The sequence below is a fragment of the Vibrio sp. Vb2880 genome (genome assembly GCF_033337975.1).
Taxonomy (GTDB): domain Bacteria; phylum Pseudomonadota; class Gammaproteobacteria; order Enterobacterales; family Vibrionaceae; genus Vibrio; species Vibrio alginolyticus.
The window spans coordinates 1-15354 of the sequence record NZ_JAWORT010000041.1; the positions used below are offsets into that span (position 1 = coordinate 1).

General features: G+C 40.9%; 22 protein-coding genes. All 22 read left to right on the forward strand.

What is annotated here, in order from left to right:
- Positions 1–144 precede the first annotated feature (144 nt).
- A complete protein-coding gene (locus tag R7M92_RS23810; RefSeq protein WP_318134458.1) occupies positions 145–333 on the forward strand; it encodes a hypothetical protein in 189 nt (62 codons plus the stop codon).
- 341 nt (positions 334–674) lie between these two features.
- Complete coding sequence (locus R7M92_RS23815) at positions 675–1022, forward strand: hypothetical protein (protein ID WP_318134459.1); 348 nt, start codon at positions 675–677, stop codon at positions 1020–1022.
- Positions 1023–1158: 136 nt separating this feature from the next.
- The gene (locus tag R7M92_RS23820; protein ID WP_318134461.1) at positions 1159–1845 is read left to right on the forward strand and encodes a DUF4336 domain-containing protein; all 687 of its coding nucleotides are present in this window, start codon (positions 1159–1161) and stop codon (positions 1843–1845) included.
- A 165-nt stretch (positions 1846–2010) separates the two neighbouring features.
- On the forward strand, positions 2011–2379 hold the full coding sequence (locus tag R7M92_RS23825; RefSeq protein WP_411974287.1) for a VOC family protein: 369 nt from the start codon (positions 2011–2013) through the stop codon (positions 2377–2379).
- A gap of 1276 nt (positions 2380–3655) precedes the next feature.
- Positions 3656–4192, forward strand: a complete 537-nt coding sequence (locus tag R7M92_RS23830) for a hypothetical protein (RefSeq protein ID WP_025543537.1) — start codon at positions 3656–3658, stop codon at positions 4190–4192.
- Positions 4193–4325: 133 nt separating this feature from the next.
- On the forward strand, positions 4326–4679 hold the full coding sequence (locus R7M92_RS23840) for a hypothetical protein (protein ID WP_139046563.1): 354 nt from the start codon (positions 4326–4328) through the stop codon (positions 4677–4679).
- A gap of 145 nt (positions 4680–4824) precedes the next feature.
- Positions 4825–5319: a GNAT family N-acetyltransferase gene (locus R7M92_RS23845; RefSeq protein WP_318134464.1), complete on the forward strand. Its 495-nt coding sequence runs from the start codon at positions 4825–4827 to the stop codon at positions 5317–5319.
- 137 nt (positions 5320–5456) lie between these two features.
- Entirely contained in the window at positions 5457–5831 is a 375-nt protein-coding gene (locus tag R7M92_RS23850; RefSeq protein ID WP_318134465.1) for a hypothetical protein, read from the forward strand.
- 223 nt (positions 5832–6054) lie between these two features.
- The gene (locus R7M92_RS23855) at positions 6055–6312 is read left to right on the forward strand and encodes a hypothetical protein (protein WP_139060767.1); all 258 of its coding nucleotides are present in this window, start codon (positions 6055–6057) and stop codon (positions 6310–6312) included.
- Positions 6313–6446: 134 nt separating this feature from the next.
- On the forward strand, positions 6447–7187 hold the full coding sequence (locus tag R7M92_RS23860; RefSeq protein ID WP_318134466.1) for a HEPN domain-containing protein: 741 nt from the start codon (positions 6447–6449) through the stop codon (positions 7185–7187).
- A gap of 10 nt (positions 7188–7197) precedes the next feature.
- Positions 7198–7713, forward strand: coding sequence for a hypothetical protein (locus R7M92_RS23865; RefSeq protein WP_318134468.1), 516 nt, complete (start codon positions 7198–7200; stop codon positions 7711–7713).
- Between the two features lie 139 nt (positions 7714–7852).
- Complete coding sequence (locus tag R7M92_RS23870; protein ID WP_318134470.1) at positions 7853–8347, forward strand: GNAT family N-acetyltransferase; 495 nt, start codon at positions 7853–7855, stop codon at positions 8345–8347.
- Positions 8348–8491: 144 nt separating this feature from the next.
- The gene (locus R7M92_RS23875; RefSeq protein ID WP_254413705.1) at positions 8492–9067 is read left to right on the forward strand and encodes a hypothetical protein; all 576 of its coding nucleotides are present in this window, start codon (positions 8492–8494) and stop codon (positions 9065–9067) included.
- A gap of 273 nt (positions 9068–9340) precedes the next feature.
- The gene (locus R7M92_RS23880) at positions 9341–9766 is read left to right on the forward strand and encodes an N-acetyltransferase (RefSeq protein ID WP_151514902.1); all 426 of its coding nucleotides are present in this window, start codon (positions 9341–9343) and stop codon (positions 9764–9766) included.
- A 258-nt stretch (positions 9767–10024) separates the two neighbouring features.
- On the forward strand, positions 10025–10573 hold the full coding sequence (locus R7M92_RS23885; protein ID WP_138939260.1) for a hypothetical protein: 549 nt from the start codon (positions 10025–10027) through the stop codon (positions 10571–10573).
- A gap of 152 nt (positions 10574–10725) precedes the next feature.
- The gene (locus tag R7M92_RS23890) at positions 10726–11316 is read left to right on the forward strand and encodes a cold shock and DUF1294 domain-containing protein (RefSeq protein WP_175427022.1); all 591 of its coding nucleotides are present in this window, start codon (positions 10726–10728) and stop codon (positions 11314–11316) included.
- Positions 11317–11410: 94 nt separating this feature from the next.
- Positions 11411–12184, forward strand: coding sequence for an HNH endonuclease signature motif containing protein (locus R7M92_RS23895; protein WP_318134475.1), 774 nt, complete (start codon positions 11411–11413; stop codon positions 12182–12184).
- 159 nt (positions 12185–12343) lie between these two features.
- On the forward strand, positions 12344–12949 hold the full coding sequence (locus R7M92_RS23900) for a hypothetical protein (RefSeq protein WP_187567820.1): 606 nt from the start codon (positions 12344–12346) through the stop codon (positions 12947–12949).
- Between the two features lie 249 nt (positions 12950–13198).
- Positions 13199–13336 carry a zinc ribbon-containing protein gene (locus R7M92_RS23905; RefSeq protein ID WP_318134479.1) on the forward strand — a complete coding sequence of 46 codons (138 nt, stop codon included), beginning with the start codon at positions 13199–13201 and terminating at the stop codon, positions 13334–13336.
- A 2-nt stretch (positions 13337–13338) separates the two neighbouring features.
- A complete protein-coding gene (locus R7M92_RS23910; RefSeq protein WP_017048036.1) occupies positions 13339–13563 on the forward strand; it encodes a DUF2188 domain-containing protein in 225 nt (74 codons plus the stop codon).
- A 663-nt stretch (positions 13564–14226) separates the two neighbouring features.
- Complete coding sequence (locus R7M92_RS23915; protein WP_318134485.1) at positions 14227–14700, forward strand: GrpB family protein; 474 nt, start codon at positions 14227–14229, stop codon at positions 14698–14700.
- Positions 14701–14834: 134 nt separating this feature from the next.
- The gene (locus tag R7M92_RS23920) at positions 14835–15167 is read left to right on the forward strand and encodes a hypothetical protein (protein ID WP_009704190.1); all 333 of its coding nucleotides are present in this window, start codon (positions 14835–14837) and stop codon (positions 15165–15167) included.
- Positions 15168–15354: the final 187 nt, after the last annotated feature.

The following is a 15354-nucleotide window of genomic DNA, read 5'->3' on the forward strand; positions in this document are numbered from 1 at the left end:
TATGCGTTGATTTTAGTGTTTAAGGTGGTTTGCGGCAGCTTTTGTATTGCGTTGCTCACACCTTAACAGGGCGTTAGCTTACAAAAGTAACATCAGAATCTTATAGCTAGTGCGACGCTGGGAACGTCATCAAAAGTCAGTGCTATGACTACACATTTTCTTGTTCTAGATATCTCAGTGAATACGCTTGTCTTGGTTCTTGGTTCTTGGTTCTTGGTTCTTGGTTCTTGGTTCTTGGTTCTTGGTTCTTGGCTTCTAGTATCTAAACTTAAAAAGTTGGTGCTCAGTTCAATTACGCCTTGGCTAGTGCCATTTGCAAAGTGTTGTATGTGAAAACAGCAATTCAAATGTCAGCTTCATTGTGTGAAGTTTCGTGAGTCTCCACGCTCGGCGGTTTTGGCTTGGCGCAAGGTAATTCAAAGTACACAGCCTGAAGTTCTCGGCTTGATGTTAAGTCTCAAGTTCAGCATGTAAAGCAAAGTAAGGTATGGCCTTTGGTATACAATGGTTTGCATGAAATAAGCTAACAAGGCATTCAAGAGGGACAGTCAACGCGTGGCGAATTTGTCTCAAATATTGGCCTCGGTGCTTACGGTGGTAAATTGAAGTTTAGCGGTAACGCGTCGCTGCCCCTTAATGCGGCGTTATGTTGTTAGGGAGTTGCGAGGAATAAAGTGCTAAATTTATTGAAGTTTTTTGTTATCAGCAATCTCATTACAACCGCCGTTGTGGTCGCATTTGAGGAGTCTACTGGGTTCTTTGGTCTTAATTTTTGGTCTGACTACGCTTTCTTTGTCGTGATGATTCTTTGGGGAATAGCAGCATTATTTTTTATGTATCCTCCTGAAGGTGGTTTTGGTGGCGATAAAGCGGAAAGGGTGACAGGTTCAATGGTCGATAGTTCGGTGGCTGATGAAATTGACGACGAACGTTTTTCATCAAACACGATATTTTGCATCAAGCTTTTTGTTTCTGGCTTACCAGCGTTTCTGACGTGCGTAATAGCGAACTTCGCAACATAACAAAGCGTTCAAGAGGGACTCCCAACGCTTGGCAGTTTTAGTTTAAAGTTTGGCTTATGTGTTTATGGCACAATGCTTTAGTTTGGGGTGCATAGCGTTGTCGCCCCTTAACGCGGCGTTATGTGATTGGAGCAACATGGAAAAATTAGCGCATGAAATATGGATATTTGATGGTGAACCCGTTCAGTTCTTAGGGTTGCCTTTTTCCACTCGAATGACGGTTGTTAGACTTTCTAGTGGAGATTTATGGGTTCATAGTCCAATCAAATTATCTGAGTCAATTGCAGAGCAAATTGACAGTTTAGGTTCTGTTAAATATTTAATTGCCCCCAATCATCTACACCACTTGTTCTTATCTGAATGGATTGCGGCCTTTCCAAACGCAGAAGTCTATGGGACAAACGAGGTGATAAAAAAGCGTAGCGATATTTCTTTTCATACATCTCTTAATAACCCGCAAAGTTATGCTTGGGAGCCTGACATTGAACAAGAATTGTTTTCTGGTTCTCCGCTAATGGAAGAATGTGTGTTTTACCATAGCAGTTCAAGTACGTTAATTGTTACTGACCTGGTTGAGAACGTTTCAGGTAAAGACTTTAACTACTGGCAACGGGTTGTGGCCAAAGGTGTTGGTATACTTGCCCCTAAAGGGAAAATGCCTTTGGATTGGCGTTTAAGCTTCATGTTTGGTAAAGCGGACGCGCGGAAACACCTCAATAGGTTGTTGTCTTGGAACCCGCAAATATTGGTCATGGCTCACGGTGAAATCGTCACTGAAAATGCAGATAAATTCTTACAAAAGTCTTTCAAATGGTTAGTATGAGAAACCTTTGAGAAAATCACATAACAAAGCATTTAAGAGGGATTCTCAACGCTTGGCGGTCTTGGTTCAAAGTTCAGCTTCAATGTTTATGGCACAATGGTTTAGGTCGGGTGGTTTGCGTTGTTCACCCCTTAATGCGGCGTTAGGGCCACAAGGAGGTACATTTTGATCAGTCATATTGACCATATCGTTCTTACAGTTTCAGATATTGAGCGGTCAGTGCAGTTCTATAAACGAGTTCTGAAAATGGAAGAAGTGTCATTCGCTAATGGTCGAAAAGCCGTTAAATTTGGAAATCAAAAAATCAACTTTCAACGTTTAGGGCAAGAGCCGAGAAACTTAGCTCAAGTCGGTTCTGGGGATCTATGCCTAATATCCAGTTGGTCGTTAGATGAAGTTGTACGTCATTTGGCAAATGAAAACGTCGAAATAATTGAAGGCCCAGCTCAAAAATCCGGAGCGGTTGGCACTATCGAATCTGTGTATTTCTTGGACCCAGACTCAAACTTAATCGAAGTAAGCGTGTACGATTAAAGCAGTGCCCTAACAAGGCGTTCAAGAGGGACAGTCAACGCGTGGCGAGTTTGGCTTAAATATTGGCATTTGTGTTTAAGGTGGTAAATTGAAGTTTGGTAGTAGCGCGTTGCTGCCCCTTAACGCGGCGTTAGCTTACAACAGTAAAATCAGGATCTTATAGCTAGTGTGAGGCTGGGAACATCATCGAAAGTTAGTGCGTTGACCGTTGACTACACATTCTCTTGTTCTAGATATGTCAGTGAATAATCTTTTCTTGGTTCTTGGTTCTTGGTTCTTGGTTCTTGGTTCTTGGTTCTTGGCTTCTAGTAACTAAACTTCAAAAGTTGGTGCTCATTTCAATCACGCCTTGGCTAGTGCCATTTGCAAAGTCTTGTATGTGAAAACAGCAATTCAAATGTCAGCTTCATTGTGTGAAGTTTCGTGAGTCTCCACGCTCGGCGGTTTTAGCTTGGTGCAAGGTAATTCAAAGTACACAGCCTGAAGTTCTCGGCTTTGATGCTAAGTCTCAAGTTCAGCATGTAAAGCAAAGTAAGGTATGGCTTTTGGTATACAATGGTTTGCATGAAATAAGCTAACAAGGCGTTCAAGAGGGACAGTCAACGCGTGGCGACTTTGGTTTAAATCTTGGCATCGGTGTGTACGGTGGTAAATTGAAGTTTTGTGGTATTGCGTTGCTGCCCCTTAACGCGGCGTTAGGCGGCGGGCTGGAAAGTTCTTTGTTCTCATCTTCTTAGTTTTCTTTAAGCATTCGTTTTACTAAGTCGGCAATTCAACATTGTCGGCTCAAATTCTTGAACCTATCCAGCCGTAAAACATGCCAATGTTCGTGGGTTGCCTCATTGGTTTTCAGCGTTGGTTGGTGGTGAATCTTACGGGCTCAAAGTGTGGAAAGGGCAAGTTAATCGAGGCTTTCGTTCTCGCTTTAAGTTTGCAGCTTTACGTCTCGCTTCCTCAAATGCAACTTGATCGCTGAAAGTCTGTATTTCGTGGTTGTCGAACTTTCGGCTGAAACATAGTGGCTTTTATGGTTCTTGAATCACAAAAAGTCAGTGGGTGCTTGGTTGAGTATTTTGTTTCGGGTAATCTGCTTTCAAAACAACTTAAACACTGGTGGAAAACTTCGCCTAACAAGGCGTTTAAGGCGGATTCACAACGCTTGGCGATTTCAGTTCAAGTTGAATTTAGTGTTTAAGGTACAATGGTTTAAGTTTAGTGGTTAGCGTTGTTCACCACTTAACGCGGCGTTATGTGTTTCCGAAAAATTGAGGTTTCGATGATAGATTTGGATGTAGTCGCAAAGATTGCAGGCGTACTCGGTTTTATTATTAGTGTTCTTACGTTTTGTTTAACAAGGTATGAGCGCAGAGCCAATTGTGTTGTCGAAATCGTCGTTGGTGACTTATCTAGCTATTCGGAAGAATTTTCTCCTGGCGAAGAATTATTAGAAGAAACTCTAAAAATTCGAGTTACGAATATCGGAGGACAGCCAGTAATATTAAAACCAGAGTCGTTTTACTTTTCTGCTTTAGGTAAGCGTGTTTCTAAGTTTCAAAATAGGATCGACTGGTTTGGTGTTGGAAAGCTTTCGTCACCCCTCAATCCCGGAAATTCGTGTGATGTTGGCACTATTACGGACTCTGTTCTTGAAGAGCTTGGTTTTAAAAGCTTAGATCAGTATTGTAATCAGACAGATTTTGCTAAAACAGATGTGCCCATCGAGGCAGGTGTTTCAGACTTAAAAGGTCGCACCTATAAAAGTAAAGGTTTCTCATATTTTTACTATGTAAACTCATTGGAAAGAAACACATAACAAAGCGTTTAAGACGGATTCACAACGCTTGGCATTTTTAGTTTTAATCGGCTTTTGTGTTTACGGTACAATAAGTTAGGTTGGGTGGTTGCGTTGTTCACCACTTAACGCGGCGTTATATTACGGTGAGGTTATGTGGAATACATATAGAAATCAATTATCTAGAATGATTTCTGAATCTGGCAAAGAGTTCGAAATCTTCACCTCATGGGAAAACGCAAAGTTGTCTCAGGCTAAAGGTTTGTTTCAAGAAAGCGAGTACAGTGTTCACAGTTGGTTTTTCATAAAAGACGACAAAGAGATATGGGCGTTAACGTACAACTCTTCAGATGGGGGTTGTTGGAACTCTGATGGACCGTTGGTATATGGTTCTAAAGCGGCATATACGCCTACTATTCGTCAGCATATCAAGCAAATGTACGAGTACAAAAATAAGCAAAGTCTAGAAACAAATGACTATCTTAAACTCAAGTATCGAGACATGTAATATAACAAGCAATTTAAGAGGGATTCACAACGCTTGGCGTCCTCACTTCAAGTCAATTTAGTGTTTATGGCACAATGGTTTAGGTTTGGGTGGAGGCGTTGTTCACCCCTTAATTGGGCGTTATGTGCTTTTGAGGATAGTTGACATGGAAGTAGTAGAAGCGAATCCAGATATAGCTCCAATATTAGCAAGTTACGCGAAAGAATGTTTGGAGTCGGGTATCCCTAAATATTCCGGCGTTGAGCAAGATCCTGAAGCTTATTTATCGGGTTTGGTTGAACGTTCTAAGGCAACTTCTGAGTTACCAAACGGTTATTTACCCAGCACGACTTATTATTGCGTATCTGACTCTGAAATCTTAGGCGCTATTCGAGTTCGTAAAGGTACTAATGCCAACGTAGAAAATGTCATTGGGCATGTTGGCTACGAAACTAGACCGTCCGCTCGTGGTAAAGGTGTAGCCTCACTTCTCCTCGCTTGGGTGCGAGACCATATTGTCACTGATTCAGTTATTGTTACTTGTTCAGTTGACAATCCAGCGTCCCAAAAGGTTATCGAAAACTGTGGCGGTGAGTATCTTGGCAACTACACAAGTGAAACCGAGGGCACTGTAAGGCGCTACCGTTTAACACGCACATAACAAAGCGTTCAAGAGGGATTCTCAACGCTTGGCAGTTTTGGTTCAAAGTTTAGCTTTTGTGATTATGGCACAATGGTTTAGGTCAGGTGGTGGCGTTGTTCACCCCTTAACGCGGCGTTATGTGGATGGAGGAGAAAATGGATAGTCTTTTATATCTCGCAGCTTTTTTGCTAATGGTTGTATCTTTTGCTCATTCTTACCTCGGTGAACGCTTTATCCTTTCTAGGTTGTTTAAGCGTGACAATTTGCCAAAGATTTTAGGAAGTGATGATTTTACTAAACGTACGTTGAGGTTTGCATGGCACTTAACGTCAGTCGCCTGGTTGGGGTTAGCTGGTATTGTTGTGGTTCTAGCGCAGCCAGAATTTAGTAAACAATTAGTTGGCCAGATAATCGCTATTACATTTTGTGTGCACTTTCTGGCGGCCCTTTTGGGATCAAAAGGAAAGCACCTATCTTGGATATTGTTTGGTGCAATTACTGTTTTGGTGCTAGTGGGAACATCCACATAACAAGCAATTTAAGAGGGATTCTCAACGCTTGGCATTTTTGCTTCTACTTCAAGTTAAGTGTTTATGGCACAATGTTTTAGGTTGGGTGGAGGCGTTGTTCACCCCTTAATTGGGCGTTAGTTGCCAACGAGAAAATCGCAGCTAAAACAGAGTGTTTAGGTCTAATGTTCGTGTGCTTTGCTCGATTTTGCACTTCGAACTTCGGGTTCTTGGTTCGCGGAAATTGAGCTTCGATCTTTTCCTAGTTTGGTTTGCCGTTTCTGAAACCGATTTACTTGTTGAAAGTCAGCTTTGTGGCGTTGTTTCTCCAAAAGGTCTTTTTGGTGTTGTCAGTTCGTTTTCTACGGCGTTGCGTGTTCCAAGTGGTTTCAGTGACAGGCGCTTTGAAACTGCGCCTGAATTGAGTTTTTCAAAGCACGTAAAACTAGTGTTGGCAAAACGGCAATCGACTTCAAATCAAAGCTTTAGGTTTGGCAACTAACAAAGCATTCAAGAGGGATTCACAACGCTCGGCAGTTTGGGTTTGAATTGGCTTTAGTGTTTACGGCACAATGGTTTAGTTTGGGTGGAATGCGTTGTTCACCCCTTAATGCGGCGTTAGTTTCAAGGAGTAATATGCGTATAGTTTTTAATGATTTTGTAACGCGAAGTTTTAGAGATGTTGCTGATCAAGATTATATTGCTGCTAGGTTATGTTATCAGAATAACTTAATGATTCAGTTTACTTGGAGTGCTTTGCAAGCTGTTGAAAAGTATCTGAAGTCTATTCTTCTGTATAACAGAGTAAGTGCTAAAAAACTCAACCATGATTTGTGCAAATCCTTAAGGAGAGTGGAGTCTATCGAGGATTTGGGCTTTGAGCTTCCAGACGATTGCCGTGAGTTTATTGAGTTTTTGAATATATATGGAGCTAATCGTTATCTGTCTCATGCGCACTACAATTTACCTCATCAGATTGTGGACTTAGATAAAACTGTTTGGTGCTTGAGACGCTATTGCTACGATATGAGGCAAGTGGTTTCTCGAGGGGGTGAGTCCATTGATCTATTTGATATAAATAAAAAGAGGATTAAAAATGCAGAGAGTATGCCTTATATTAAGCGCCGAATGTTCACTGGTCATTTAGAGAAAGTTATAAAAAGTAAATCTCACGATCAAAGAAAGCCGTTGGTTTGGCAAAATCTATATTTTGGTGAACTAAACAGAAAAGCCGTGCATTTGCCTGATAGATTTAATGCAATTAATCCGACGCCTACTTTACATCCAGAGGTTATTCTCGAAATTGAAAAATACGTAACAATGCCAAAAACACTGATTGAGGCGTACAAAATGAAACTAACAAACAATTCAACATGATTCGCAACGCGTGGCATTTTTACTGTGCGTCAGTTTCAGTGATTATGGTGCTATGCAGAGGCATCGGTATTACGTTGCTCACACGTTAATTGGGCGTTATGTTTTTACAGGAGTACTGAGCATCGACATAGATAGCATTTTAGATAAAGGTTTAAGTCAAGAAGAGAACCTTACAGATGTTGAATGGCCTGTTTTTGTGTTGGCATACTTTGAGTCAATAGCAGATATGGAAGGGTGGGATCATTTCTTTACCTACTCAATGAACTGGTACTCTGCAATGTATGACCTCTTGCGTCGGGCCAGTGATTTCAATTCCTTGAGAATATTGCAGGACTACAAAAATCATTTTTCGCAGCTAGGAGTTGAGTTTACAGCTCAAGCAATTGACAACTATCTTACAGAGGCATCAGATGATTATTTCACTAACTGCCCTGATTGGAGAGACAAGTTTAATGATTACTCAGAACAAAGGTGGGAGTTGGTCTCTGAGTACTACAAAAGTATCGGCGTCGAACTCAAAACATAACAAACTGTTTAAGAGTGATTCGCAACGCGTGGCATTTTTACTATGCGTTGGTTTTAGTGTTTAAGGTGGTGTGCAGAAGCTTTGGTATTGCGTTGCTCACACCTTAACAGGGCGTTATGTGCTTATGAGGAAAATCGACATGGAAGTGGTTGAGGCCAACCCTGATTTGGCTCCAATATTAGTGAGTTATGCGAAAGAATGCTTAGATTCGGGTATCCTAAAATATTCGGGTGTAGAGAAAAACCCGACAGCTTATTTGTCAGGTTTGATCGAACGTTCTAAGGCAACTTCTGAGTTATCAAACGGATATTTACCTAGCACAACTTACTACTGTGTATCGAACTCTGAAATTTTAGGTGCAATCCGAGTTCGCAAAGGTACTAATGCCAACGTAGAAAATGTCATTGGTCATGTCGGCTACGAAACTAGACCGTCAGCTCGTGGTAAGGGTGTTGCCTCATTTCTGCTTGCTTGGGTGCGAGATCACGTTGTCTCGGACTCAGTTATTGTTACTTGCTCAATTGACAATCCCGCATCTCAAAAGGTCATCGAAAACTGTGGTGGTGAATATCTCGGTAACTACACAGATGACAGTGAGGGTACGGTAAGGCGTTACCGTCTAGTACGCACATAACAAAGCGTTTAAGAGGGATTCTCAACGCTTGGCAGTTTTGGTTTAAAGTTTAGCTTTTGTGTTTATGGCACAATAGTTTAAGTTGAGTGGCATCGCGTTGTTCACCCCTTAACGCGGCGTTAGCATTATTTGGAGATAATACGATTGGAAGATGAAGTTCAGTATGATTCAGACGGTTATACAAAGACTCTCGAGAAAGTCCTAACTTTAGCCGAGAAAGAGTATTACGTTCAGTTAGTTGATATAAATCGTCATCAAGTTGTGGTTAGCCGAACAATTCTCTGGCTTCTCGTTGTACTTATAGGTTTCGACTTTGCTTTAATAGATTGGTTTCATTCTTCATTGTCTGGTGAAAACGCGAAAGTTAGTGCGCTAGCAGCTTGTTGGTTTTTTGCAGTTGCGGCTGTTGTTACTGGAGCTATCGCTTTTACGTATGCTGCATTGGCTATCCCGTCGATTGGAAATTACTCGAAGCTATATACAAATAGTTGGGCGGACTACACAGAAAGTGCTTATAAAAACTGGGAGGATGGGAAGTCGTTTGTATATGAAACGGAACTGACCAATATTCTTTCCAAAGTTGATATTGCATGTAATCAAGGTAGCACAACAAACCATGGGCGAGGAGTTAAGTTACGGATAGCCTCAATAATGGCTATTGTATCTGCAGCACTAACTTGTGTTTCGTTTGTTGTGTTCTCACTAAATTTTTACTTTTAAGGAGCATTTATGACTCAACCTAAAAAACCACCAATGCCAAAACCACCACAACCAATAAAAAATGACAACCGCCACATAGTTACTAGTTCAAAAGATAAGCCTAAGAAAAAATAATGCTAACAAACTGTTCAAGAGGGATTCGCAACGCGTGGCATTTTCACTATGCGTTGCGTTTAGTGTTTAAGGTGGTATGCGGCAGCTTCGGTATTGCGTCGCTCACCCCTTAACAGGGCGTTATGTGCCCCAGTAAATTTGACAATCCAGAGTTCAAAAATGATAAGAAAATACAATTCAATCGACTTAGATTCAGTTCTTGAAATCTGGCTTGAAGCTTCCTTTAAAGCTCACGATTTCGTCTCTGCTGACTTCTGGGAATCTCAAGCTGAGAACATGCGTAATATTTATATTCCAGCTTCAGAGGTTTTTGTTTACGAAATCGAGTCAAGAATAGTTGGTTTTTACGCGCTGTATGAAAATAACTTGGCTGCTATATTCGTGCTTCCTGCGTTTCAGGGTAAAGGTATCGGTAAGCAATTGTTAAATCATGCTAAAGCTCAAAGAGCGGTATTAAGTCTTTCCGTATACAAAGAAAATCAGGCTAGTTATCAGTTCTATGTGTCTCAAGGGTTTACAGTAGTCGGTGAGCAATTGGACGAGCATACTGGCCACCCAGAGTACCCAATGAGTTTGGGCACATAACAAAGCGTTCAAGAGGGACAGTCAACGCGTGGCGAGTTTGGCTCAAATATTGGTACTTGTGTTTACGGTGGTAAATTGAAGTTTGGTGGTAGCGCGTTGCTGCCCCTTAACGCGGCGTTAGGCTTAACATGTTGAAGTAACTCGCCTTTATTGTCGTTATAGTTGATTCATCTACTTAAGCGAGTTAGTGTTTTATGATATTAACCATGGTGGTTGATAGGTGGAATTTATCTTCTAAGATTTGCAAAAAGAGTTTTCATGGAATTTGACTACATCAAAATATTATTCGCAGTTGTGACTACAGTGATTAGTGTTGCTGTGACTTTTTACTTAAAAGACTTTTTACAGAAAAAAAGTGAATATAAAAAACTTAAGACAAAGCTTGAGGCTGTAGCTGGAAGAAATGCTTACATAGTTTATACCGGTGCGGGAAGTGGTATCGGTAGCAACTTGTATAAAATTACGGATATTGATGAGGGTGGTGTAACCCTTAAAAACTCAATTCAAACGATTTTTATCCCTCCTCAGTTACTATTAAACTCTGCAATGATTGTACCTGAAGATAATTATGAAACTCTAAAAAAAGAGTATCAGGCTAAAGAAATTGAAACAGTTGCGGAGGCTATGTTCCAACCCCTTTTTGAGCGAATGATCGACAGTATAGAAGAAGACCTTAATCAAGACGATGGTGAACTAAGTTCAAGAATTGAGATAAGAATTATCCAAATTTTGGAAGCTAAAGGTGTTTTATCACAAGTTTCTACAGCTGAGCTGAATAGGTTGCAGCACATTGCACAAAAAGCCTAACAAAGCATTTAAGAGTGATTCTCAACGCATGGCATTTTTCATTCCATCGTTGGGTTTTGTGTTTACGGTGGTCTGGTTAAGTTTCATGGTCTGCGTTGCTCACACCTTAATGCGGCGTTAGCCCACAAGAGAGAAATAAAAAGTAGAGTTCGATGATCAAAGGTAAAGTTATAGAGTGGAATGACTCAAAAGGTTATGGATTCATTTCGGCATTAAATGGTGAATTAAGAGTTTTTCTCCATATATCAACGGTTCAGAGTAAAGGTCGACGCCCTAAGGTCGATGATGAAGTAAAATTTGAAGTTAACGAAGACAAAAAAGGGCGTTACAACGCCACTAATGTAACAATTCTAGGTTCTGGCTCGGTACCTTCAACAATCATGTTTAGCATCGTTTACTTAGTTTTAGCGAGTACAGCTGTATTCATATTAGGTGGTGAGAAGCTGTTCATTGCAGTTTATATCCTGATGTCCATTGTAACCTACGTAATGTACGCAATAGATAAAAATGCCGCTCAAAACGGCAAATGGCGGACACCAGAAAATACGCTTCATCTTTTATCGTTACTCGGTGGTTGGATGGGGGCATTATGTGCTCAAAGTCAACTTCGTCATAAGTCGAAAAAACAGCCATTTAAATCGATTTTGTGGCTGACGATATTCGTAAATATTGGAGTATTTGTTTGGACATTCACTCCATCAGGTTCGGTGTTCGTTCAGAACTTTATTAGCAATTGGTTCTAGCACTAGCGGTGAGATGTGGGCTAACAAACTGTTTAAGAGTGATTCGCAACGCGTGGTATTTTTACTATGCGTTGGATTTAGTGTTTAAGGTGCTATGCGGCAGCTTCAGTATTGTGTTGCTCACACCTTAACAGGGCGTTATGAGCTTCAAAGAAAATTTAGTGAGGTTAGAGTGGATTTTAGAAATAAAGTCTTAGAAAAATCAGGTGGTAAGTGTGCATTGTGCGGTGATGAGCTGAGGCTTTCAACTATGATGGTCGATCATATAACTCCCATGAAACAAGGCGGGAAAGCTGATATTGATAACCTTCAAGCATTGTGCGCTAAGTGTAATTTAACTAAAGTCGATAAAATTCTATCTTCGGTTTCAAACCCTCTTGTAGAGTCCGCGGCTAAGCTTTGGGTACATTCGTTTTTAAAGTCTCCAATCTCAACATTTGTAGTCTCTTTGCTTATTGGTGTTCTGACATCATTTGCAATTTGGAAACTGGACCAAGCAAATACTTTGTATGTAAATGCGCCAGAACCAGTATCTGTAGAGTTCAAGAATCAGCTACAAGAGTTAGACCAAACAGAACAAAGTCTTAAAACGTTATTGTCATTCGTGCAAAATCAGCGAGCTACTGCTATCGAGAACGAACAAAAAATTCAACAATTAGTGGCAGAGAAACAGCGACTTGAACCTTTGGTTAATGCTGATAAAGCAGTTGTTGAGGCACTTTTCATTGCTCAGGAGTTGCGTGCCGAGCAAAATGCTCAACGTGAGCGTTGGGTAGGTTTTGGGTTAGGTATATTAGCTTCCGTCGTAGCTTCTTTCATAATTGCTATTTTTAAGTATTTTGTCGTATCGCGGCGAGAACGCTCATAACAAAGCATTTAAGAGTGATTCTCAACGCTTGGCATTTTTCATTCCATCGTTGAGTTTAGTGTTTACGGTGGTCAAGGTAAGTTTCGTGGTCGCGTTGTTCACACCTTAATGCGGCGTTAGGCTTTCCATCGTTAATATTCATGATTGAGGAGTACATGAATGGATTGGCTACATAAGATAGGTACATTGCTACCAGTAACAGTTGTGGTAGCTATATCACTCTTTATTCTAAGAGAATGCGTTGATCTTGTTAAAAAATATCGTGAAAAACAAAGGAAAACTAGAGCAATCAAGTTACTACTAGCAGAAGAACTAGAACGGAATCATTGGGCTCTTTTGACGGTTTTCAATGTACTAAAAGAGATTAAAGAGTATACAGATGAACAAAAAGAAGTTGAATACTCATTGATTATCGCTCGGAATGGTTTGGAGCATTATCATGCCGAACTTGAAGATGGGCACTCTGGGTCGGGAATATTCCGGTTCGACTTCTCTGTCTATGAAAAGCTTTTAGTCTCGATAGCTGAACTTGATGAAGAATTATTTGAAGCGATCAGTGCAACGTATACTAAAACTAGAGAATTAAATCACTATCGAGATACACTTTTAGACTACCTCAGCGGCGAAGATCTTGCACCTACACCTGAAATCACAAAAGGCTTCTTATGTGGCTTGTCTGAAGAAGAAGCTGATTATTATGGGTACTTAAATGATTCCTACAAGCTATTAACGGGCACTACGTTAGAGAAAAAGCGATTGTGGTAACAAAAAGCCTAACAAAGCGTTTAAGACAGATTCCCAACGCTTGGCATTTTTCATTCCATCGTTGGGTTTTGTGTTTACGGTGGTATGGTTAAGTTTCGTGGTGGCGTTGCTCACTACTTAACGCGGCGTTAAGTGATTGGTTGAATTTCGACTACTATCACACAAGATATAGTACCTTGGTTGCATAATGGTTCTGTTCGGGTTTAGCTCGAATGTGAAATGAAAATATAAATTACATGGAGAGCAATTATGGCAACAACAGGTGAAAAACCAGGTAAAGGTACTTATTACTGTAAAAAATGCGGTCAACGGGTGGATCTGGACGAATATGATGATACTTTGCCGCCATGCCCTAAATGTGCTCATACTGAGTATGACAAGGGGTAAAAATGACTAAAAGTACACATGTAGTCCCAAACCCTGATGGCGGTTGGGATATTAAACAAAGTGGTGGTCAAAGATCATCAGGGCACTTTGATACAAAGCAAGAAGCAATTGATCGTGCAAGAGGTATCAGCCAAAATCAAAATACAGAGTTAGTCATCCATAATAAAGATGGCAAAATTTCTGGTAAAGATAGCCACGGAAACGATCCTTTCCCTCCTAAAGGCTAATCACTTAACAAAGCATTTAAGAGTGATTCCCAACGCTTGGCACTTTTGCCTTCGCGTTGGGTTTCGTGTTTAAGGTGCAATGGTTTTAGTTGTGTAGTAGCGTTGCTCACACCTTAATGCGGCGTTAGTCGCCAGAAAAAGCTTATAGTCAAAATCATGTTTCTAAGCTCAAAACTTGGCTACTGATTGCTTGGTCCATTGTTCGATCTTCGACGGTCAAAGCTCAGTTTCATCGGTCCTAAATCAATGTGTTGTTATTTCCCAAGCGGTTGTTTCGTTCTCTGATGCTGACAGGACAGGGCAATCGAGAGTCTGTTCTCGTTTGCAACTCCGCTCGGTGAGTTTGTTGGATACAAAAGCAGATTTGCTCGCTGAAATGACTTTTTCTCTGGTTTTGTAAGTTCCACGTGGTTTCATTGAATAGCCGCTTTGAGACTACGCCGGACTTAAATGCATCAAAGCACATAAAGTTTGTTGTTCGCAAAGTTTAGTTTGGCTTAAAATTGTCGCTCGGTGCCTCGCGACTAACAAACTGCTCAAGAGGGATTCACAACGCGTGGCATTTTTACTATGCGTTGATTTTAGTGATTAAGGTGGTTTGCGGCGGCTTCGGTATTGCGTTGCTCACCCCTTAGCAGGGCGTTATGCCTTTTGGGAGACAATATGCAGTTTTACAAAGCAGATGAATATCAGGCATCTTGTGAAAACCTGTATCGTAAGTACGAAATTGAGATAGCTGCTTTACTTCCAGATGCATCTATTGAGCATATTGGAGCTCCCTCTATCCCTAATGCTGTATCTAAAGGTGACCTAGACATACTTGTTGGTGTTAACGGCAAGGAACTAGAAAATGCAGTAAAGTTACTTTCTACTCTAGGTTTCAACGAAAAATCCGATACGTTAAGAACTCCGGAGCTTTGCATGCTGGAAAATAGCTCAGGTGAGGATGTCGCTTTTCAAGTTGTAGCTAATGGTTCGGAATTTGAGTTTTTTGTGGGGTTTAGAGACAAACTCCGTAAAAATCCTGAGTTAGTTCAACGATACAATGAGCTGAAAATGTCTTGTACAGGTTGGTCTCACGAAGAGTATCGTCGGAAAAAATCAGCTTTTATTGAGCGTGCGTTAAGACAGGCATAACAAACTGTTCAAGAGGGATTCGCAACGCGTGGCATTTTGACTATGCGTTGGTTTAAGTGATTAAGGTGGTATGCGGCGGCTTTGGTATTGCGTTGCTCACCCCTTAACAGGGCGTTAGGTGTCAGGAGGTCAAATTGTCAGAAAAGGTGATTTTTGCAGACTTTGCAAATAATGATTTGGTTGAGTTTAAGTATAATGTCGACCCTTGGGACTCTACGTTGAGCTCAATTGAAATGGTGTCTCACGACAGGAGTGGCATGTTCAAAAGCTTCAAGTTTGAAGGTGTGTCTAACCTAGAAATTGAAAAAGGCTTCAGTGGATATCTTGGTGGTACAGCGATTATAGATATCAGTGGCCGTCAATGGGCTCACGCTCAAATAGAGGTTCATAACTATGAGTTTGGCTCAGGAATTTCCTTTTTGGCTATGAGCTTTTCAGTTTCAGAAGTCTCGGAGGCATACACCTAACAAACTGTTCAAGAGGGATTCGCAACGCGTGGCATTTTTACTATGCGTTGGTTTTAGTGTTTAAGGTGGTTTGCGGCGGCTTTGGTATTGCGTTGCTCACCCCTTAACAAGGCGTTAGGAGGGATTATTTTGAAGCGATTTTTACTAGCAGCTTTATCCATAGTGTTTTTGACAAGTGATTCAAGTT

Coding starts and splice junctions, on each gene's coding strand:
- R7M92_RS23810 (WP_318134458.1), top strand. CDS start 145: ATGACTACACATTTTCTTGTTCTAGATATCTCAGTGAATACGCTTGTC.
- R7M92_RS23820 (WP_318134461.1), top strand. CDS start 1,159: ATGGAAAAATTAGCGCATGAAATATGGATATTTGATGGTGAACCCGTT.
- R7M92_RS23830 (WP_025543537.1), top strand. CDS start 3,656: ATGATAGATTTGGATGTAGTCGCAAAGATTGCAGGCGTACTCGGTTTT.
- R7M92_RS23840 (WP_139046563.1), top strand. CDS start 4,326: ATGTGGAATACATATAGAAATCAATTATCTAGAATGATTTCTGAATCT.
- R7M92_RS23845 (WP_318134464.1), top strand. CDS start 4,825: ATGGAAGTAGTAGAAGCGAATCCAGATATAGCTCCAATATTAGCAAGT.
- R7M92_RS23850 (WP_318134465.1), top strand. CDS start 5,457: ATGGATAGTCTTTTATATCTCGCAGCTTTTTTGCTAATGGTTGTATCT.
- R7M92_RS23860 (WP_318134466.1), top strand. CDS start 6,447: ATGCGTATAGTTTTTAATGATTTTGTAACGCGAAGTTTTAGAGATGTT.
- R7M92_RS23870 (WP_318134470.1), top strand. CDS start 7,853: ATGGAAGTGGTTGAGGCCAACCCTGATTTGGCTCCAATATTAGTGAGT.
- R7M92_RS23880 (WP_151514902.1), top strand. CDS start 9,341: ATGATAAGAAAATACAATTCAATCGACTTAGATTCAGTTCTTGAAATC.
- R7M92_RS23885 (WP_138939260.1), top strand. CDS start 10,025: ATGGAATTTGACTACATCAAAATATTATTCGCAGTTGTGACTACAGTG.
- R7M92_RS23890 (WP_175427022.1), top strand. CDS start 10,726: ATGATCAAAGGTAAAGTTATAGAGTGGAATGACTCAAAAGGTTATGGA.
- R7M92_RS23895 (WP_318134475.1), top strand. CDS start 11,411: ATGCGGCAGCTTCAGTATTGTGTTGCTCACACCTTAACAGGGCGTTAT.
- R7M92_RS23900 (WP_187567820.1), top strand. CDS start 12,344: ATGGATTGGCTACATAAGATAGGTACATTGCTACCAGTAACAGTTGTG.
- R7M92_RS23905 (WP_318134479.1), top strand. CDS start 13,199: ATGGCAACAACAGGTGAAAAACCAGGTAAAGGTACTTATTACTGTAAA.
- R7M92_RS23910 (WP_017048036.1), top strand. CDS start 13,339: ATGACTAAAAGTACACATGTAGTCCCAAACCCTGATGGCGGTTGGGAT.
- R7M92_RS23915 (WP_318134485.1), top strand. CDS start 14,227: ATGCAGTTTTACAAAGCAGATGAATATCAGGCATCTTGTGAAAACCTG.